The sequence below is a fragment of the Paractinoplanes aksuensis genome (genome assembly GCF_024137025.1).
Taxonomy (GTDB): Bacteria; Actinomycetota; Actinomycetes; order Mycobacteriales; family Micromonosporaceae; genus Actinoplanes; species Actinoplanes aksuensis.
Genome location: NZ_JAMYJR010000001.1, coordinates 386,872 through 405,540, shown reverse-complemented (window position 1 = coordinate 405,540; position 18,669 = coordinate 386,872). Strand labels below are relative to the sequence as shown.

The following is an 18,669-nucleotide window of genomic DNA, read 5'->3' as shown; positions in this document are numbered from 1 at the left end:
CACGGCTCCCGGCTCAGCAAGGCCCGTCGGCTCGTCATGTGGACGTGTTGACGCACATGTTGATGTGTTGACGTATTGATTCAACCCATCAACACGTCAACATGAATCTCCAAGCACTCTCGCGGCTCGCACTGCTACGAACCCTGCCGACTTGGCCCACCACGCAGGGCCCGCCTCACCGCACACCTCGTCCTCGGCCTACCGCGCACACGGCCCACCGCGCCGCCCGACGACTCAGTACGTACCCCCGTGGTTGGGATGTCGGGTCGTCGCGGCTGGTGGTTGAGAGGATCGGGCAAGCATCCGGCAGGATCGTTCTCTCGTCGGGGCTGGTCAGGGTGATTCGATCGAATGGTCTTGAAGGAGGCCACCGCGAATGACCGTCAACCACGGATTCCACGCCACGATGACCGCGCAGCCCGGGCGCGGCGACGAAGTCGTCAAGCTGCTGCTCGAAGCGCCGTCCCTGCCCCATCCGGACTGTGTCGTCTTCCTCGTCGGCCGCTCGGCCGGGAACCCCGACGTCGTGCACGTCACTGAGGGCTGGACCAGCCGGGAGGCGCACGGCGCGTTCTTCGGCAGCGACCCCGCGCAGGCCTTCGTCGCCGAGTTGCAGGCGCTGCTGACCGGCGAATCCGGCTACTCAGACGAGGTGCCCGTCGGCGGTAAGGCGGCGTTCTGATGCCGAAGCGACCCGAACTCGACCCGCAGCTGAGCGACCTGCTCGCCGGCATGCCGGACTTCCCGCGGCTCGACCGCGAAACGCTCGAGCAGATCCGCCCGTACGCCGCGGGTCCGATCGAACCGATCCTCGAAGGTCGCGCCGTAGATCGCCGGGAGATCACCATCCCCGGCCCCGACGGCACCGACCTCCCCCTGACGATCGTCAGCCCACCCGACGCCACCACCGCGCCCTGCATCTACTGGATCCACGGCGGGGGCATGGTGATGGGTAATCGATACTCGCAAATCGACATCCCGCTGGAGTGGCTCGATCAATTGGGTGCCGTCGTGGTGTCCGTCGATTATCGATTGGCGCCCGAAGCCTCCGGGACCGACCTGGTCGACGACTGCTACCAGGGGCTGCTGTGGGTGGCCGCGCACGCCGCCGAACTCGGCGTCGACCCGTCCCGCATCGTTGTGGCCGGGGCCAGCGCGGGCGGTGGCCTGGCCGCCGGTGTCGCCCTGAGGGCCCGCGACGAGCACGGCCCGGCGTTGGCCGCACAGGTGCTGATCGGCCCGATGCTCGATTATCGAAACGCGACCACGTCGAGCCGCCAGTTCTCCGGGGAGCCCGGCGTCTGGACCCGCGAGATGAACGCCTTCGGCTGGCAGTCCGTGCTGGCCGGCCTGCCCGGCAAGTCCGTGCCCGCGTACGTCTCCCCCGCGACCGCCACCGACCTGGCCGGCCTGCCACCCGCCTACATCGACGCCGGCTCGGCCGAGGTCTTCCGCGACGAGGTGGTCACGTACGCCTTCCGCATCTGGTCCGTCGGCGGCCACGCCGACCTGCACATCTGGGCCGGCGGCTTCCACGGCTTCGACGCCCTGTTCCCAGCGGCGCCCCTGTCGGAGTCCGCCCGCGAAACCCGCACCGACTGGCTCGCCCGCCGCCTGACCAAGGACTGACCCACGCTGATCGACAGCTCCGCTGACAACGGCCGGGCCGGCGCCGGTGTCGCGGATGGCTCCGCGACACCGGCGCTGCTGCTAGAAGCGGACCTCGCCCTGGTTCAGGACCCGGGGGTGGAAGTACGCGGTCTGGATCTCGGCGTTGGTGTTGCTGCCGCGCAGCTGTTCGGACCAGATCATGAAGTACGCCCAGCGGGTCTGGCTCGTCAGCAGGGCGTTGTTGGGCACCTTGCCCATCTCGGCGATCGCGATCGGCTTGGCCCCGGCGATCGATTGCATTTGCTGGTAGTCAGCGCTCGACGGGTACGCCTTGTACCAGGCGTCCAGCGAGACCACGTCGACGTAGTTGCTGCCCGGGTAGTACGACGACCAGCCGCCGGCCGGGTTGTCCTGCACGTTCCAGACCCAGATCAGGTTGGTCAGGCCCTGGCTGTCGAAGTAGTCCTTCATCTGCTGGAAGATCTTCGATCCGCCGTTGGCGCCGGGGCGGCCGCCCCACCAGTTCCAGGTCTCGTTCATCTCATGGAACGGGCGCCACAGCACCGGGACACCGGCGTCCCGCAGCTGCCGCAGATAGGGCACGACCTCGGCCATCCGACTGCGCCACGTCTGGTTCAGCGCGGTGCCACCGGTGACGATCTGCTGGAACTGGCTGTCCGAGATGCGGGTCTTGACCCCGCCCTCGAACTCGCACGTACGCCCGACCGTCGGCGAGCACGCGTGCCAGGTCAGCGCGACCAGCGAACCGTTGCGCCACTCGGTCTTGGCCTGGTCGACCACGCGCTGCCGGTTGTTGATGTCGTCGGAGCGGAACATCATGTCGCCGCCCCACAGACCGGGCCACTGGCCCGTGATGTCGTGCACCTGCTGGGTGTACGCGCCGGGGGCCGAAGCCGGTTCCTTGTTGTGCTGCCCCGACACGATCGAGGTGCCGCTGATCGAGCGCAGATAATCGATTACCGATGATCGAGGGGTGGCCGCGAACGCCGAAGCGCTCGTGGCGTGGACGATGCCCGCGCCGAGCAGCACCGCGACGGTGCCGACGACCCAGGCCGGACGGGGGATCTTCATCGAGGGGGTTTCCTCTCCGTTGGGGGACGGAAAACTCACCGCAGGGCCGTCGCGAGATCGGTCAGGACCCACGGAGCTCTGATCAGCCCGGCATCCAGTGCCAGGGCGGCACCGGGTCCGGCTGCGTTGCGTACGCGGAAGGTGGTCTCCTCGCCCGGGAGCAGGGTCACGAAGCCCTGATCCACGGTGGCTGCGGGATGGATCCGGTCGGGTTGCAGCAGAACGTCCCGCGCCAGTCCCGCGGACCGCACGGTGACATCAAGCCCTTCCAGTACGGCTTCCACGGTCACCGTCAACCCCGGGTCCTCCCGGTGATAGTCCTGGAAGAACCAAAGGTCCCGTACGCCTCCAGCCGGCCCGCCGGTTGACCGTGAGCCGGCGGCCCATGAACTGGCCGCCTCGACGTCCCCGGATGGCCTGCCCGCCGACCGCGTGATCGCGGTCCCCCGCGGCGGGATGACGTCGGTGGAAGAGTCACTGAGCCGCGAGCTGTCGGGGTGGCTTCGAGGGGTGAGGACCTGAGCGACCAGGACGTCGGACGGGTTCTGGTCGGTGGTGGTCAGGTGACTGGGGACCGGGATGAGCACGTTGGAGCGGGGTGGGACTTCGATCGCCGTTTCGAACACGGCGGATTCGACACCCTGGCTGTCCATTCGCGCGACCCGCACGATGTCTGTCCACAGGTCGGAGTGGTCGTTCATCACCGCGACCGCCAGGCCGTCGGGGCGAGGCTGGATGGTCAGGGTCCGGTCGGCGTACAGGGACCGCATCTCGAAGTAGAGGGGTTTGCGGCGGCCGGCCCCGTCGATGGCGGCCCACGAGATGACCGGCCACAGGTCGTTGAGCTGCCACAGGATGGTGCCCGCGGTGTGCGGCCAATATGAGCGCCAGTGCGCGATTCCGGTTCGCACAGCGCGCACCTGATTGAGCTGGGTCAGGTAGTGCCAGGCCTCGGTGCTGCGCGGCTCCGGGAAGTGATCGGCGAGGCCACGCGCGAGTTTGCCGTTGCCGTCGATCGCCTTCTGGTGGTGCAGGACGCCGGGCGAGTCGGGGCGCATCGGCTCGTCGGTGACCGCCTCGCGCAGGGTCCGCCACGCGGGTGGGGCCTGCCAGCCGAACTCGGCCACGAAACGGGGTGCCGAGTCTCGGTAGTTGAGGTAGTCCTCGCGGTTCCAGACCTCCCATGAGTGGAACGTTCCGTGGTCGGGCGAGTTGGGTTCGTGCTCCCAGGAACCGGACCACGGGCTGCCGGCCATGTACGGGCGCGTGGGGTCGAGCTCGGAGACGATGTCGGGCAACGTCTTCAGGTAGTAGGTCTCGCCCCAGCTCTGGTCGCCGCCGGGTCGCGAGGCCCAATTGTCGGCGCCGTACAGCCAGAGGTTCTCGTTGTTGCCGTTCCAGGCGACCAGGCTCGGGTGCGAGGCCAGGCGCACCACGTTCTCCCGCGCCTCGGCGACGACCTCGGAGTGCAGGGGCTCCTCCTCGGGGTAACAGGCACAAGCGAACGGGAAGTCCTGCCATACCATCAGGCCGAGCTCGTCGCACAGCTCGTAGAAGTCGCGGCTCTCGTAGATGCCGCCGCCCCACACCCGGACGAGGTTGACCCCGGCGGCGGCCGCTTCGCCCAGTCGCCGCGCGTACCGGTCCCGGGTCATCCGCGACGGGAAGATGTCGTCGGGGATCCAGTTCACGCCCTTGACGAACACCGGCGTCTCGTTGACGTGAAAGACGAATGCCCCGCCGGTGTGGTCGATGTCGACCGTGCGGAAGCCGGCCCGCCGCTGCCACCGGTCGAGCTCGACATCGCCGTCGAGCAACACCACGGTCAGGTCGTATAGCTGCGCGTTCCCATAGCCGCGGGGGTTCCACGGCTCAGCGTCGATGTCCGAGAGCGTGATCGCGTCGACGAACGGACCGTCATACAATTCCCGATCGTCCAGCCAGACCCGAACCCGAAGCGGCACGCCGGCATCGATCCCGGGCCCGTTCGCCGTTGATTCGGCTGTGGTGGCGGGCCGCTGCGGTCCGGGGATGGCGTCTGCCGAGACGCGGGCTGTAGTGGAGGGATCCCGCGCTCCGGAGGTGGCGTCAGCCGAGACGCAGGCTGCCGTGGAAGGCTGCCGCGCTCCGGAGGAGGCGTCCGCCGAGACGCGGGCCGCCGCAGAAGGCTCCCGCGCTCCAGAAGTGGCGTCCGCCGAGACGCGGGCCGCCGCAGAAGGCTCCCGCGCTCCAGAAGTGGCGTCCGCCGAGACGCGGGCCGCCGCAGAAGGCTCCCGCGCTCCAGAAGTAGCGTCCGCCGAGACGCGCGCCGCCGCAGAAGGCCGCCGCGCTCCGGAGGTGGGGTCTGCGCGGTCGAGCGCGAGGCTCAGGTTGAGGTGGCCACGCTCCCCCGCGTACGTCATAAGAGGTTTGACTGAACGGAGACGTGCGGTGCTCCAGCCCTCCAAGCGCACGCCGCGCCAGATGCCGGCCGTCACGAGGGTCGGGCCCCAGTCCCAGCCGAAGCTGCAGGCCATTTTGCGGACGAAGTTGAATGGTTCGGGGTACGCGTTGGGTCTGGGTCCCAACTGGGACTGCATTCGCTCGGCCTCGGTGTAGGCCGACGTGAAGCGGACGCGTAGTGGGCGCAGGCCGTCGCCCAGCAGGTCGGTGACGTCGAAGCGGTAGCTGCGGTGCATGTTGCGGGTCGACCCGAGCACGACGCCGTCGAGTTCGATGTCGGCGACCGTGTCGAGGCCGTCGAAGACCAGGTCGATGCGGTCGGGGCGGGGGCCGGACCAGGCGATGTCACGCTCGTACATCCAGTTGGCGCGGCCGACCCAGTCGACGGCTTTCTCGTTCTCGCCCAGGAACGGGTCGACGATTTTGCCGGCGGCCAGCAGATCCGTGTGCACACAACCGGGAACGGTCGCCGGGATGTGGCCGGGCGGACCGGTCAAGGTCCATCGACCGTCCAAATGGTGCTCGATTTTGCTCACTTGGTGGCTCCCGCGGTGACGCCGTTGTAGATGAACCGTTGCAGCAGCAGGAAAATGACGACCGTGGGCAGGATGACGATCATCGTGCAGGCGGCGATCGTCTCCCACTGCGCGCCGTACGGTCCTTTGAAGCGGAACAGCGCTGTCGAGATGACATTCAGCTCGGGCGAGCGCATATAGAGGAATGGAATGTAGAACTCGTTGTAAATGGCGATTCCCTTGATGATCACGACGGTGGCGATCGCCGGGCGCATCAACGGCAGCACGATCTTGCGGTAGACGGTGAAACGGTTGGCGCCGTCGATCACCGCCGCTTCGTCGAGGCTGCGCGGAATCGACTGCATGAACTGGATGAAGATGTAGATCGAGACGATGTCCGTGCCGAGGAACAGCACGATCGCGGCCCACGGAGTGTTGACCAGGCCCATCGACTTGACGATCTGATAGGTCGCCACCTGCGTCGTCACGCCGGGCACGAGCGCCGCCACCAGGAACAGCCCCAGCACGACGCGCTTCAGAGTAAAAGAGAAACGGCTTATGGCGTACGCGGCCAGGGTCCCCACAAATACCGTGCCGGTCAGCGAAATCACCAAGATGACCGTCGTGTTCCAGAATCCGCGCAGCATGTGCCCCTTGGACCAGGCCGTCGCGAAGTTGTCGAAGTTGAGCCAGTCCCGCGGCGGTGTCAGTGGACCGGAGGTGCTGTATTCGGCGTGCGTCTTGAACGCCGCGAACAACACGACCACCAACGGCACGAGGACGATGACCGACGCCACCACCAGCGATGTGTAGTTGCCGGCCGCAGCAACGCTCGCAAGCCCGGGACGCCCTCGCCGAACCCCCGCCGATGAACGACCACCACGACCGCCAGTGCCCCTAAGGCGGGTCGAGTTTTGAGTCGCCCCACGGGCGGGCGGCCCACCGACCGAATGCTCGCCGGACGCTCGCGGAACAGCCACCGGCCGGCCGGCCGAATGGTCACCAAGCGTTCGCGGGCCGCCGAACGGGCCGCCGCCCGCATGGTCGCCACGTGCCCGCGAACCACCTACCGGGCCGCCGACCGGATGGTCGCCACGTGCTCGCGAACCACCTACCGGGCCGCCGACCGGATGGTCGCCATGCGTTCGCGAACCGCCTGTCGGGCCGATGGAAGAGTTGGGTCCCTCGGTATCGGAGTTGGTCACGACAGGCTCACCTCGTCGTCGGGGATCAGGCGGCGTTGGATCCAGGTGATCAGCAGGACGACGAGCAGCAGGACCACGGCCATGGCCGAGGCCAGGCCGATCTGCCGGAACTGGAACGCCGTTTCGTAGGCTTGTATGACGAACGTACGAGTGCCGTTGGCCCCGCCGGTCATGATGAACGGGATCTCGAAGACGGCCAGGCTGCCCGAGATGGCCAGGATGAAGCTCAGGCTGATGATGCGGCGGATACCGGGGGCGATGATGTACCGGAACTGGTGCCACCGGTTGGCGCCGTCGAGGTCGGCCGCCTCGTAGATCTCGTTCGGGATCGACTGGATCGCGCCCAGGAACAGCACGAAACTCAATCCCGTGAACCGCCAGACCGACGTGCCGGCCAGCGAGATGTTCGCGACATCCGGATCGCCCAGCCACTGTCGCGACTGGTCACCCAGGCCGACCAGCTTCAACACGCTGTCGAGCGTGCCGCCCGGCTGGAACAAATAGAGGAACACGAACCCGACCGCGACGCCGTTGAGCAGGTACGGAAAGAACAGGATTCCCTTGAACAGGTTGCGGAACCGGGTGCTGAACGACAGAACGACCGCGAAGTACAGGGCGATGGCGATCTGCGCGAACGACGCGACGAAGTAGTACAGGCTGATGAGGAAAACGCGCCAGTAACGCTCGTCGGTGAACACCCGGATGTAGTTGTCCCAGCCGGCCGGGTCCATCGTGACGTCCAGGCCGTCCCAGCGGTGGAAGCTGTACCAGACCATGTTGCCGACCGGCACGTACGTGAACGTGATGAGCAGAGCCACGGCCGGTCCCAGATACAGCCAGTGCGTGGCGATTCTGCGTTTGCGCCGGGGTGGAACGCGCGCGGACAAGGGCGGCGCGGTCATTTCATGATCCGGGCCTGGGCTTCGCTCCAGCGCTTGTTGAGCTCGGCGAAGTACGAGTCCTTGTCGCCCTTGGCCGCGCCGCGCGCGATGTCGACCAGCTTCTGGCGGTAGATGTTGCCGGCCAGGTCGATCTCGGACTCCTTGATGATCTCGTCCTCCTTGCCGGCGTTGGTGGTCGCCGCGGGCAGCTCGAGCAGCTCGACACCGGTGTCCTGGAACGCCTTGAGCGAGGCGGGCAACGGCTGGCCGATCGCGGGCGGGATCGCCTCCTGGTCGGCGGCGAAGCCGGACTCGTTGACGAACCAGTCGAGCCACGCCCGCGCGGTTGTCTTGTTGTCCGACGATTTGCTGACCGCCGCCTTGTAGTCGCCCTCGATGCGGGCGTGGAACTTGCCGCCGGTCTGGTACGGGAACGGCCAGAACGCGATGTCGTCCGGGTTCGCGCCGGCCGCCTCGGCCGCGTCCTTCATCTGCGGCACGGCCCACGAGCCGAGCAGCATCGTGGCCACCTTGCCGGTGGCGATCATCGGCTTGGACGCTTCCCAGTTGGTGGTCAGCGGATCCTTCTCGCTGAGACCGGCGCGCACGATGTCGAACAGCAGCCCGTCGGTGACGTACTCAATTTTTCCGGGTTGCCATGGTGACGGGTCGGCCGGGAACTTGTCGTTGATGGCCGGGTCGGCCACGATCGCGCGCTGGCTGTTGAAGAAACTGAGCGGCCAGCCGTCCTTGTAGTTCGTGTAGAACGGCACCGCGCCGGTCGCCTTGACCTTGGCCAGCCCGGCCAGGAACTCCTCAGTGGTCTTGGGCGGGGCGGTGACGCCGGCCTGCTGCCAGACGCGCTTGTTCACGACCAGGCCGTTGGCGACGCCGCCGAGCGACAGCCCATAGACCTGACTGTCGAACGCCTTCTCGTCGACGAAGCGGTACTTGGCCTTGAGCTCGTCGGTGGTGCCGAGCGACTCGAAGAACTGACCGAGCTGGTCGACCGCAACGGTGTTCGGGATGAGCAGCACGTCGCCGTAGTCGCCCGAGCTGAGCTGCGTGGTGACGTCACCCTCGTAGTTGGTCACCGCCTCGAAACTGACCTTGGTGCCCGGATATTTGACCTCGAACTTCTTGGCGTACGCCGGGAGGGTCGTCTCCGCCAGGTCCGTGCGGTTGGTCAGAACCGTGATCTCGCCCGTGATCGATCCACCGGACGCGCCGCTGCTGTCGTCATCGCCGCCCGCGCCACCGGTGCACCCGGCCAGCAGGGCGAGGGACGTTGCCGCCGCACCCAGCCCGAGGAAGTGCCTTCTATTGATCATGCTGCCGCCCATTCATCGAATGCGGTACCGCCGTAGGGCGCCCAGCATGTGACGCGGGTTGCGCACCTGTCAAGCTTAGATTAATAATTTAAGTGGTCGCGCGTCGACGTATCCGCAGCTCAGCGGGCCGTTCATACTCGGTATCGAAACAGAGGTGAGAGCCGGAGAGACGCTACGCCTCGTCTCGTCACAGCCCTCGCCCCCTGGCCGGGCGGCTTGGCGACGAGCCGCGAGGCGAGACGAGTCGTTTCGTCTCGCCAGAGTGAGGGACCGGAGGCGCGGTGGGCGCGAGACGAACGACTCGTCTCACGATCGCCCGGAACGACCACGAGCGGGGGCACGCACCGCGCCGCGAGACGAACCGTTTCGTCTCACCGCAGCGAGGGGCCGGAAGCGCGGGAGGCGCGAGACAAACAAGGGACCGGAAGCGCGGGAGGCGCGAGACGAGCAAGGGGCCGGAAGCGCGGGAGCCGCGAGACGAGACGGCTCGTCTCTGCGCGAGCGGAGATGAGCGGAAGTGACGCGAACGAGGGGTGATGAGGCGGAGGAGGTGGTGGGGTCAGCTTGTGCTGGCTCGGGCGACTATGTGAGCGGCCGGGGCCTCGTACACCGTGGGGGGTTTGCCGGCCAAGGCGTCGAGCAGGGCGCCTCCGGCCAGTTCGCCGATGCGGCCCACGTCGTGGCTCATGGCGGACAGTGGGGGTGTCGCCAGCTGGCACAGCGCCGAGTCGTCCCAGGCCACCACAGATACGTCGGTGGGGACGGACAGGCCTCGGTCTCGTAGTTCGTCCAGGGCGGCCAGCGCCATCAGGTCGTTGTCGCACACGATCGCCGTCGGGGATCTCGGCAGCAGCTCGGCCGTGGCGAGCCGGCCCGATTCGTACGAGTAATCGCCTTCGGACCGCACCAGCGTCAACCCGCGCTCCGAAGCCTCGGCGTCGGCGCCGGACTGGCGTAGCTGGGTGTGGGCGAACGTGTGGGGGCCGCTGATGTGGGCGATCACCGTGTGGCCGCGGTCGGCCAGGAAGCGCACCGCCTCCTGGGCCCAGCCGGCGTCGTCGGTCCAGACCGTGGGCAGGCCCGAGGCCGTGGACGGTGCGCCCAGGACTACTGCGGGCAGGCCCAGGCGGTCGATCAGCTCGACTCGGGAGTCGTCCGGCGCCAGGTCGACCAGCACCACGCCGTCGACCCGGCCCTCGGCGGCCCAGCGTTCGTAGACGGCGCTTTCCGCCTCGCGGTCGGTGACCACGGTGACCAGCACCGACACGCCCGCGGGGGTGAGCACGCGTTCCAGCCCTTCGAGGAACTCGTGGTAGTACGGTTCCTCGCCGAGCACCCGCGAGGCCCGCGCCAGAACCAGCCCGACCCGCCGCTGCGCCTGTGTCACACAGGTACGGTAGCGCCCGGAACGCCGATCGAGACAAGGACGTACGCCATGGCACGTCGAGAAGCGCCCGCGGCCGGGCCGGGCAGCCGCGCCCTCGTCGTGGATGTCGTCCGGTCGGCGGTGGCGGTCAGCCGGGTCGAGCTGGCCGAACTGACCGGGCTCACCCAGCCGTCCATCTCGCTCATCGTGCGCGATCTCATCGCCGACGGGGTCATTCTCGAGTCGGGTTCGGCCGATTCGGTACGCGGTGCGCCGCGCAAGCTGCTGGCCATCGCCCCGGGCAGCCGGTTCGGGATCGGCTTCCACCTCGGACCGGAGACGATCACCTCCGTCGCTGTCGACCTCACCGGGGGCGTGGTCGGGCGCGAGGTGGTGCCGCTCGACGGCTCCCCCGGTCCGGGGCTGCTGGCGGCCCGGTTCGACGACTTCGCGGCCGGGCTCGATCTGCCCCGCGACCGGGTCGAGGGGCTGGCCGTGGTCGGGCGTCGGGTCGAGACCGAGTGGGCGGCCGCACTGTCGGGCCGGCTCGGCGTACCCGTGGTCATCGAGAACGACTCGGCCGCGGCCGCGCTCGGCGAGTTCTGGAGCCGCCGGGTGTCGCGGGACCAGTCGTTCGGCTGCGTCTATCTCTCGACCGGGGTCGGGGCGGGCCTGGTCTTCGGCGGCGCCCTGTTCCGCGGGGCCAGCTTCGACGCCGGCGAACTGGGGCACCTCTCCATCGCGTACGACGGAAGGCCTTGCCCTTGCGGCAACACCGGCTGCGTCGAGAGGTACGCCTCGATGGCGGCCACGGTCGAGGCCGCCCGGGCCGATCCCGGCCTGTCGTCCCGCTTGCGCCTGGGCGGTTCCGTCTCGAGCGCGTACGACGCGGTGGCGCGGGCCGCGGTCAGCGGTGATCCCGCAGCCTTCGCCCTGGTCGACCAGGCCGCCGCCTACCTGTCTGTGGCCGTGACGTCGATGGTGAACCTGCTCGACCTGGGCCGCCTCGTGCTGACCGGCCCGGGCATGGCCGTGGCGGGCTCGATCTACGCCCGCCGCCTGCGCACCCACCTGGCCGCGACGGCCCACGCCCGCCACCGCCACGAGATCGCCGTCGACCTGTCGGCCCAGCCCCGCGACGCCGCCGCCATCGGCGCCGCGGCCCTGGTCGTACAGGCCTCGATCGCGCCCGGTCACACGCCCTCACCGCGATGAGCAGCGTGATCACGGGCGAGTGGGTCAGCGGCGGCGCGGAGCCGCGTTCTCCGAGGCGAGCATCCAGGCCTGCTTCTCCAGGTCGTGGATGATGCCGTGCAGGATGTCGGCGGTGGTCGGGTCCTCGGCGTCGACGTCGTCGTGCACGTCGCGCATCGTCCGCACGGCCTCGCGGATCAGGCCGGTGACCTGAGCCGCGGCGCGGTTGGTGGGGATCTCGTCCGGACCGAGGTCGCTCAGCGTCGTGCGGGCGGCGACGGTGGACGGGCGCGCGTCCGGAATCGCGTCCAGGGCCCGCATCCGCTCGGCGATCGTGTCGGTGGCCTCGCGGGCGATGTCGACCAGCTCGTCGAGCTGCAGGTGCAGGTCACGGAAGTTGGTCCCCACGATGTTCCAGTGGGCCTGCTTGCCGTACAGGTGCAGCGCGGCCAGGTCGACCAGCACCCGCTGCAGGCGGTCGGCCTGGGCCGGGGTGGCACGGAAGGTCTCGGTGGTCGGGATGTCCTGGGTGATGGTCATCGTCAGTCCTTCCTCGTGGCGCAGGCGGAGCACACGCCCCACCAGGTGACCTCGGCCTCGTCGACGGAGGCGAAGCCCGTACGGTCGACCGGCGCCAGGCAGGGCGGCGAACCCACCGCGCAGTCGACGTCGGTGACCTGGCCGCACTCGCGACACACCAGGTGGTGGTGGTTGTCGCCGACCCGGGCCTCGTAGCGCGCGATCGATCCGGCCGGCTCGAAACTGCGCACGAGCCCGGCCCGCCGCAGGTCGTCCAGGACGTTGTAGAGCCCCTGGTGCGACAGCCCGGACGGCACCGCCTCGGCCAGCTCGGGCGCGGTCAGGTGCGGCCGCGCCAGCAGCACATCGAGGACAGCCCGGCGCTGGGCCGTGCTGCGCAGTCCCGCGCTCTTGATGATCTCGTCGGCCGTGGTCACGGCTGAACACTAGCTCTTCTTTTGACTCAATCCAAAGAAGCCTGCGTCACACCGGCCGGACCTCGGCCAGCCGCCGCTTCGAGTAGTCGTCGTCCCAGCTGACCGCCGCCTCCCAAGCCGCCGCGGCCTGCTCGGCGACGTCGAGGGTGGCCGCGTCCAGGCCGGCGCCGTTGTACGGCAGGGCCAGGTCGAGGTCGGGGACGTCCACGTGGGCCTCGTCCCAGTCGATCAGGACGACCTGGTCGTCGGTCACGCGGACGTTGCCGGGATTCGCCGGGAAGAACCGGCCGTCGGTGGTCGGGATCGGCACCGGTACGGCCATGCCTTCCCGATCGAGATGCCGCAGCAGTTCCGTCTCCCAAGCCAGGTCGGCGTCGCTCCGGCGGCCGAGGCGGGCGACGGCCAGGCGCCCGCCCAGATTCACGCTCCAGACGTCGTTGGCGACACCGCCGACGAGCCGCTCGACCCGGGCGACGTGACTGCCCCATTGCCCCAACGCTTCCCAGCCCATCGGCCGAGATTAGCGAGAGTTGGAGCGGCCGCCGAGGATCGACAGGAAGAACAGGAAGACGTTCAGGATGTCGAGGAAGATCGACGCGGCGATGAGCGGGGCCGAGTTGAGGTCGGTGTTGCGGCGCAGGCGCTGGAAGTCGACCATCGTCAGCACGGCGAAGATGACCAGGCCGAGGACGGCATAGATGAGGGCGCCGTTCGGGATGCTGACGAAGATCAGCACGATGCCGAAGCCGATCAGGGCCACCAGCGCCCAGAACGCGTAGCGGGCCAGCACCGACAGGTCGCGCCGGGTGGCGTAGCCGGCGGCCCCGAAGCCGGCGATGAACAGGGCCGTCGCGCCGCCCGACTGCCACAGGGCCTGCGGGTCCTGACCGGCGTAGAACGACAGCGTGGGGGCCACGGCCAGACCGATGAGCAGTCCGAACACGGCCAGCAGCCCGATCGTCAGCTCGCGGCTGCGGCGGGCCGAGAACTGCATGCCGATCAGGGCAGCGAACGAGGCGATGTACGCGATGATCGCGCCGCCGCCGGTGAGGTCGCGGCCCAGGTAGGCGCCGAGCGCGAACAGGCCGGCGGTGCCCGCGACGAATGCCATCGTCTGGGCGAACAGGGTGTGGCTCTGGTCCCGGGTGGTGATGACCCCCGAGGGGTACGCGATCGAGTCGTCCATGACTGCACACTGGCCCTCTGCCCCCGCGGGCCGAGCCAGGGAGTCTCCCTGGTCGTGGTCGGTCCCGGGTCACCGGCCGAATACCCGGCGGACACCGGAGCGCAGCGGTTGCGCTCCGGTGTCGCTGGTCACGGGCGCGCGAACTCGTAGTCGAGCAACAGTCCACCGGACGGCGTCGACTCCGCACGCTGCAACTTCAGCTTCTGTACGGCCTTCGCGTCGTCCAAGAGCTTCCGCCCGCTGCCGGCCAGTGTGGGGTACACCACCAGCCGGATCTGATCGATCAGCCCGGCGGCCAGCAAGGACCGGGCCAGGCTGAGGCTGCCGTGCACGCCGATCTCGCCACCGGCCCCGTTCTTGAGGTCGCGGACGAACTCGACAGTGTCGCTCGGCACGACCGTCGTGTTCGTCCACCCGGCCGGCAGCGGGGCGGACGTGAACACGTACTTGGGAACGCTGTTGATGAAACTGGCGAACGGCTCGTGCTCGGCGGTCGGCCAGTACGACGCCCATTCCTCGTATTGGCGCCGGCCCAGCAGCACCGTGTCCTGCGACCCGATCACGTCGGCCAGGTTCGCGTCCATCGTCTCGTCGAACTCGAAGACGAACTGGTCGGGGTTCTCGGCCACACCGTCGAGCGACACCAGGGAGTACAGAACGATTTTGCGCATGCCGGTCAGACCACCCGCTTGCCCAGAACTAATCGGCGAGCTCGACGATGTCGCGGCCGAGGGGCCAGAACGCGACCGGCACCAGCTTGAAGTTGGCGATGCCGAACGGGATACCGATGATGGTCACGCACTGGGCGACCCCGGCCACGATGTGGGTCAGGGCCAGCCACCAACCGGCCACGACGACCCAGATGATGTTGCCGACGCCCGAGCCCAGCCCGGCCGTCGGGCGGCTGACCACCGTACGGCCGAAGGGCCACAACGAATAGACGGCGAGCCGCAACGACGCGATGCCGAACGGGATCGTCACGATGAGGGCGAAGCAGATGAGGGCGGCGAGACCGTACCCGAGGGCGAGCACGAAGCCGCTGCCGAAGATGAACCAGAGGACGTTCAGGATCAGTCGCACGGATCAAGTGTGCCCGAGCGGCGCCACCGCTCAGTCGCCGTTGGGCTTGCGGCCCGTCTCGTCGGTGACCTCGGCGAGCGCGGCCGCGGTGGCCACGGCGGCGGCCGCGTCGTCCTCGTCCGGGCCGGGCGGCGTGGTCGCCGAATCCTCGGGCGGGTCACCGTCGAACGGGCCGACGGCCGAGGCCAGCAGGGCCGAGTTGGGGATGTTGAGCGGCCCGTCAGCGGTGTCGAGCACGGTGTAGAGCAGGCCGGCCGAGACGATCGTGCCGTAGTGCGGGCCGCCGATCGCGCCCGAGAACACCCGGACCTGCTGACCCGGCACGTACGGGCGGGCGAAGAGCAGCACCAGCCCGGCGAACAGGTTGCTGAGCACCGGCTGCGCGGCCAGACCGAGGATGACACCGGTGACCGCGCCCCCGACGAGCAGGTTGCGCAGCCCGATGCCGACCAGGTCGCACACGACGAAGACGGTGATCAGGTAGCCCGCGAGCTGAACGAGCAGCCGCAACGGCGTGGCCGCGGCGTCCCCGCCCCGGGCCAGCGCGACCCGGTGCACCTCACGCGAGGCGGTGCGGGTGGCGATGATCCCGCTGACCGCCACGACCAGCGCGCTGCCCCAGGCGATCAAGCGCTCCCGCAACTCGGGCGCGTCGATGTTCCCCAGCCGGGTCCCGACGACCAGCCCGGCCAGGGCGATGATCCCGAACACGACCGACTTACGGAAGTCCGGCCGGACCTTCTGCTCGAGCGCCTTCCACGGTTCGTTCATGACCCCACCCCACGCGCCTCTCAGCTCCTGCCGAGCAGGTTAACGCAGCCAAGATCACCTCAGCTGCCCGCGAGGGCCGCGGTCACGTACGCCTCGATCTGCTGCTGGGCCGGCGCGGCGACCGACGTCAGCCGCAGACCCAGCTCGCGCCCGTCCGGGCGGTCGGCCCGGCGGACGACGTCGCCGGTCACCTCGAACGTCGAACCCGACAGCAACACCTCGACGGTGGCCCGATCGCCGACCGACACGGTCGCGTCGCGCGGCAGCAGGCAGCCCAGTCCGTCCGAGCTCAGGTCGGTCAGCTGCCCGTTCACCGGGGACCGGCCGGCCACCCGGACGACGAGCGGTCCGGCCGCGGCCATCCGCTCGTTGCGGCGGCGCTCGAGCCGGTCGGCGACCTCGGACAGGTCCTGGATCCGCTCCATCGTCGCGTCGACCGTGCTGTTGAGCCGTTCGACGATCTGGTGCTGATCGTCGGCGATGCCGCCGAGCTGACCCATCGCGCCCCCGATCTCGTCGATCCCGCCGACGATCGCGGACAGCGTGCCGCCCATCTGCGCGACGTCGGCCTCGAGGGCCGCGATCGTCGCCGCGATCTGCTCGGTCGACTCGGCCGTGGTGCCGGCCAGGCTCTTGACCTCGTCGGCGACCACCGCGAAGCCCTTGCCGGCCGCGCCGGCCCGGGCCGCCTCGATGGTGGCGTTCAGGGCCAGCATCCGGGTCTGGGACGCGATCTCGCCGATCGTCCCGGCCACCCCGGCCACCTGCCGCAGGCTGGCGTTCAGCTTCGTCGCGGCCTCGTCGGCCGAGCGGGCCCGGCGCACCAGCACCGCGGCCGCCTCACTGGTCTCGGTGACCCGGCCGTGCGTGGCGGTGGCCGCCTCCCGGGCCGCGCCGACCTGCTCGACCACGGCTTGCAACCGTTCGGTGATCACCGCGCCGGACTCGTCGATCGCCTCGCGGGCCCGCCGGCGCAGCCGGTGGGTGTTCCGGCTCTGCTCCTGCTGAGCGCCGACGAGCGATTGCTCGCGTTCGGTGCGCAGCTGGTCGATCTCGGCCTGCCGCTCCTCGGCCAGCAGGCCCAGCGCGCGGCGGACCTCGTCGACCTCACGCCGGGCGCGCCGCCCACGACGAGCCGAGCCGAACACATACATCCCCACTGCCACAGCCAAGGTGACGAGGACCCACAGCAATATCACGGCCCCCAGCATCGGCTCCGAGCGCGCCCAGTTGAGATGTCGGCCCGGGCCGGCTCAAATGTGCGCCACGAACGCGGCTTGCCCGGGCGATGGCGATGATCTACTGGACGGATGAGGCGATTCCGACCGGCCGCCGCACTCCTCGCGGGGGCGCTGGCCGCCGGAGCATGCGCGCCGCCCGGCTCAGCACCGGAGTCGCCGCCCAGCCACCCCGGACCCAGTCCGCAGGCTCGGCCGGGTTCACCTGTGCCTTCTGCGGAACCGGGTCCGCTGACAGTCACGTTGCGGGTCTTCGACTGGCTCGCACTCATGGACGTCATGGACAACGAAATATCGATCAAAGTCGAGGAAGGCGAGGAGGAGATCGTGTCGATCGCCGGCCGCATACGGGAAGCGGCCGCCGAGAGCGCCTACGAAACCGACGAGAAGCAACTTCCGCACGACCAGCTCACCAGCGTCGCATTGCCGGCTTCAGATTGGCGATTCGCAGTACGCACGGTCGCGCACTGGGCCGAGGTAGCCGATGGAATGACAACGGACGTTGGTTCCGACGGCGCCATCGAGCGCGATTTGCTGTCGAACATGACAAGGCAACTGCCGACAGCACGGCCCGACTCTAGGCACGGGACAGCCGGACGTCCGACACCGTCGTGACTTCGGCCTGTGCGGGGAAGACTTTCTCGGTGAGCACGCGGTGTACCTCGGGGTCGTTGTCGAGGCAGGCGTCGGCCAGGACGGTGAGGCCGAAGTCGCGGTCGGCGGCCTCGCGCAGCGTCGAGAGCACGACGCCGCTGGTGGCAATGCCGGTCAACACCAGGTTTTGTACGCCCAGCGCGCGCAGCACCACGTCCAGGTCGCTGCCGGCGAACGCGCTGACCCGGCGCTTGACGACGACGATCTCGCCCTCGGCCGGGGCGACGGCGGGGTGGATCGGGTTGGGCTGCCCGGCGTAGGGCGAACCGGCGAGCCGCCCGAACATGCGGTTGCGCGGATCGATCTCGGGCCCGCCCGGCCGGAACCCCACCGTCACGTGGACCACCGGCACCTCCGCCGCCCGGGCGTGGGCGATCGCCTGCGCGAGCCGCGGCAGATAGTCCGGATCGGGATAGCGGGCGACGACCGCCTCCTGCACATCCATGACGAGCAACGCACTGGTCATTCGGGCCCCCTGAACTCAAGTCAACAAATGATGACTTGCCCGCCGACGAGAGTCAACAGCTGATGACTTGACCGCTATGCTGCGTTGATGACACCCCGACGGCGCGACGCCGCCGCCACCCGGCAGGCGCTGCTCGAGGCCGCCCGGACGCGGTTCACCCAGGTCGGCTACGAGAGCACGACGCTGCGCGACGTGGCGGCCGACGTCGGGGTCAACCTGGCCCTGATCAAGCGCTACTTCGGCTCCAAGGAGGGCCTGTTCAAGGCCGCGCTGGCCGCCTCGCCCCGCTTCCTGGCCGATCTGCCGCCCGACCGCGCCGCCCTGGTCGGCGAGCTCACCCGCCAGCTGGCCGCCGACAGCTGGCCCGAGTTCGGCGAACACCCCGTCCTCATGCTGCTGCGCGCCTCCGGCGACCCCACCGTGACCGCCGGCCGCCGCGAGGCCATCGAGGCGGCGGCCGCCCGGATCCTGGCCGCCGCCGGGCCGGCCGACTCGGTCCCGGACGCTCTGCTGCGGGCCGAGCTGCTGGTGGCGCTGGGTGTCGGCGTGGCCGTCCTGCGCTCGGCCGTCGGCGCCCAGCCGCTGACCGACGCCGGCCCGGACGCCCTCGCCACCCCCCTGCGCGCCGTCGTCGACGCGCTGCTGCCCGACCCCCACCGTCCGTAATGGACTGGTACCGTG

20 protein-coding genes are annotated in these 18,669 nt (G+C 69.3%); 5 read left to right on the top strand and 15 right to left on the bottom strand.

Features of this window, described 5'->3' with window-relative positions; translation table 11 throughout:
* Window positions 1-376 precede the first annotated feature (376 nt).
* A complete protein-coding gene (locus M1L60_RS01935) occupies window positions 377-682 on the top strand; it encodes a putative quinol monooxygenase (protein ID WP_253235481.1) in 306 nt (101 codons plus the stop codon).
* Complete coding sequence (locus M1L60_RS01930) at window positions 682-1,629, top strand: alpha/beta hydrolase (protein WP_253235480.1); 948 nt, start codon at window positions 682-684, stop codon at window positions 1,627-1,629. Before M1L60_RS01935 ends, M1L60_RS01930 begins: the two co-directional genes overlap by 1 nt.
* An 81-nt stretch (window positions 1,630-1,710) precedes the next feature.
* On the opposite strand, the gene M1L60_RS01925 is transcribed toward M1L60_RS01930, so the two are convergent.
* The 6 genes from M1L60_RS01925 to M1L60_RS01900 form a co-directional block, all read right to left on the bottom strand.
* Window positions 1,711-2,703: a glycosyl hydrolase gene (locus M1L60_RS01925; RefSeq protein WP_253235479.1), complete on the bottom strand. Its 993-nt coding sequence runs from the start codon at window positions 2,701-2,703 to the stop codon at window positions 1,711-1,713.
* 35 nt (window positions 2,704-2,738) lie between these two features.
* The gene (locus tag M1L60_RS01920; RefSeq protein ID WP_253235478.1) at window positions 2,739-5,681 is read right to left on the bottom strand and encodes a glycosyl hydrolase 2 galactose-binding domain-containing protein; all 2,943 of its coding nucleotides are present in this window, start codon (window positions 5,679-5,681) and stop codon (window positions 2,739-2,741) included.
* On the bottom strand, window positions 5,678-6,865 hold the full coding sequence (locus M1L60_RS47665) for a carbohydrate ABC transporter permease (protein WP_253235477.1): 1,188 nt from the start codon (window positions 6,863-6,865) through the stop codon (window positions 5,678-5,680). The genes M1L60_RS01920 and M1L60_RS47665 overlap by 4 nt, the downstream gene beginning before the upstream one ends.
* Complete coding sequence (locus tag M1L60_RS01910) at window positions 6,862-7,683, bottom strand: carbohydrate ABC transporter permease (RefSeq protein WP_253235476.1); 822 nt, start codon at window positions 7,681-7,683, stop codon at window positions 6,862-6,864. The genes M1L60_RS47665 and M1L60_RS01910 overlap by 4 nt, the downstream gene beginning before the upstream one ends.
* Window positions 7,684-7,763: 80 nt before the next feature.
* On the bottom strand, window positions 7,764-9,077 hold the full coding sequence (locus M1L60_RS01905; protein WP_253235475.1) for an ABC transporter substrate-binding protein: 1,314 nt from the start codon (window positions 9,075-9,077) through the stop codon (window positions 7,764-7,766).
* 559 nt (window positions 9,078-9,636) lie between these two features.
* Window positions 9,637-10,464: a LacI family DNA-binding transcriptional regulator gene (locus M1L60_RS01900; RefSeq protein ID WP_253235474.1), complete on the bottom strand. Its 828-nt coding sequence runs from the start codon at window positions 10,462-10,464 to the stop codon at window positions 9,637-9,639.
* A 48-nt stretch (window positions 10,465-10,512) separates the two neighbouring features.
* On the opposite strand from M1L60_RS01900, the gene M1L60_RS01895 reads away from it, so the two are divergent.
* The gene (locus tag M1L60_RS01895; RefSeq protein ID WP_253235473.1) at window positions 10,513-11,658 is read left to right on the top strand and encodes an ROK family protein; all 1,146 of its coding nucleotides are present in this window, start codon (window positions 10,513-10,515) and stop codon (window positions 11,656-11,658) included.
* A 24-nt stretch (window positions 11,659-11,682) separates the two neighbouring features.
* Here M1L60_RS01895 and M1L60_RS01890 read toward each other — a convergent pair whose 3' ends face one another.
* The 8 genes from M1L60_RS01890 to M1L60_RS01855 all read right to left on the bottom strand — a co-directional run bounded on the left by M1L60_RS01890 (window position 11,683) and on the right by M1L60_RS01855 (window position 16,784).
* Entirely contained in the window at window positions 11,683-12,177 is a 495-nt protein-coding gene (locus M1L60_RS01890; protein ID WP_253235472.1) for a Dps family protein, read from the bottom strand.
* A 2-nt stretch (window positions 12,178-12,179) separates the two neighbouring features.
* Complete coding sequence (locus tag M1L60_RS01885; RefSeq protein ID WP_253235471.1) at window positions 12,180-12,593, bottom strand: Fur family transcriptional regulator; 414 nt, start codon at window positions 12,591-12,593, stop codon at window positions 12,180-12,182.
* A gap of 46 nt (window positions 12,594-12,639) precedes the next feature.
* Entirely contained in the window at window positions 12,640-13,104 is a 465-nt protein-coding gene (locus M1L60_RS01880; RefSeq protein ID WP_253235470.1) for a protein kinase family protein, read from the bottom strand.
* Between the two features lie 9 nt (window positions 13,105-13,113).
* Window positions 13,114-13,779 carry a Bax inhibitor-1/YccA family protein gene (locus tag M1L60_RS01875; RefSeq protein ID WP_253235469.1) on the bottom strand — a complete coding sequence of 222 codons (666 nt, stop codon included), beginning with the start codon at window positions 13,777-13,779 and terminating at the stop codon, window positions 13,114-13,116.
* Window positions 13,780-13,907: 128 nt separating this feature from the next.
* Window positions 13,908-14,450, bottom strand: coding sequence for a dihydrofolate reductase family protein (locus tag M1L60_RS01870; protein WP_253235468.1), 543 nt, complete (start codon window positions 14,448-14,450; stop codon window positions 13,908-13,910).
* Between the two features lie 28 nt (window positions 14,451-14,478).
* The gene (locus M1L60_RS01865) at window positions 14,479-14,859 is read right to left on the bottom strand and encodes a YccF domain-containing protein (protein WP_253235467.1); all 381 of its coding nucleotides are present in this window, start codon (window positions 14,857-14,859) and stop codon (window positions 14,479-14,481) included.
* Between the two features lie 30 nt (window positions 14,860-14,889).
* A complete protein-coding gene (locus tag M1L60_RS01860; protein WP_253235466.1) occupies window positions 14,890-15,630 on the bottom strand; it encodes a mechanosensitive ion channel family protein in 741 nt (246 codons plus the stop codon).
* A gap of 59 nt (window positions 15,631-15,689) precedes the next feature.
* Window positions 15,690-16,784, bottom strand: a complete 1,095-nt coding sequence (locus M1L60_RS01855; RefSeq protein WP_253235492.1) for a methyl-accepting chemotaxis protein — start codon at window positions 16,782-16,784, stop codon at window positions 15,690-15,692.
* 354 nt (window positions 16,785-17,138) lie between these two features.
* Here M1L60_RS01855 and M1L60_RS01850 point away from each other — a divergent pair, with 354 nt between their 5' ends.
* On the top strand, window positions 17,139-17,483 hold the full coding sequence (locus M1L60_RS01850) for a hypothetical protein (RefSeq protein WP_253235465.1): 345 nt from the start codon (window positions 17,139-17,141) through the stop codon (window positions 17,481-17,483).
* On the opposite strand, the gene M1L60_RS01845 is transcribed toward M1L60_RS01850, so the two are convergent.
* Window positions 17,446-17,988: a cysteine hydrolase family protein gene (locus M1L60_RS01845; protein ID WP_253235464.1), complete on the bottom strand. Its 543-nt coding sequence runs from the start codon at window positions 17,986-17,988 to the stop codon at window positions 17,446-17,448. The genes M1L60_RS01850 and M1L60_RS01845 overlap by 38 nt on opposite strands.
* Before the next feature lie 87 nt (window positions 17,989-18,075).
* Here M1L60_RS01845 and M1L60_RS01840 point away from each other — a divergent pair, with 87 nt between their 5' ends.
* On the top strand, window positions 18,076-18,654 hold the full coding sequence (locus M1L60_RS01840; RefSeq protein ID WP_253235463.1) for a TetR/AcrR family transcriptional regulator: 579 nt from the start codon (window positions 18,076-18,078) through the stop codon (window positions 18,652-18,654).
* Window positions 18,655-18,669 lie beyond the last annotated feature (15 nt).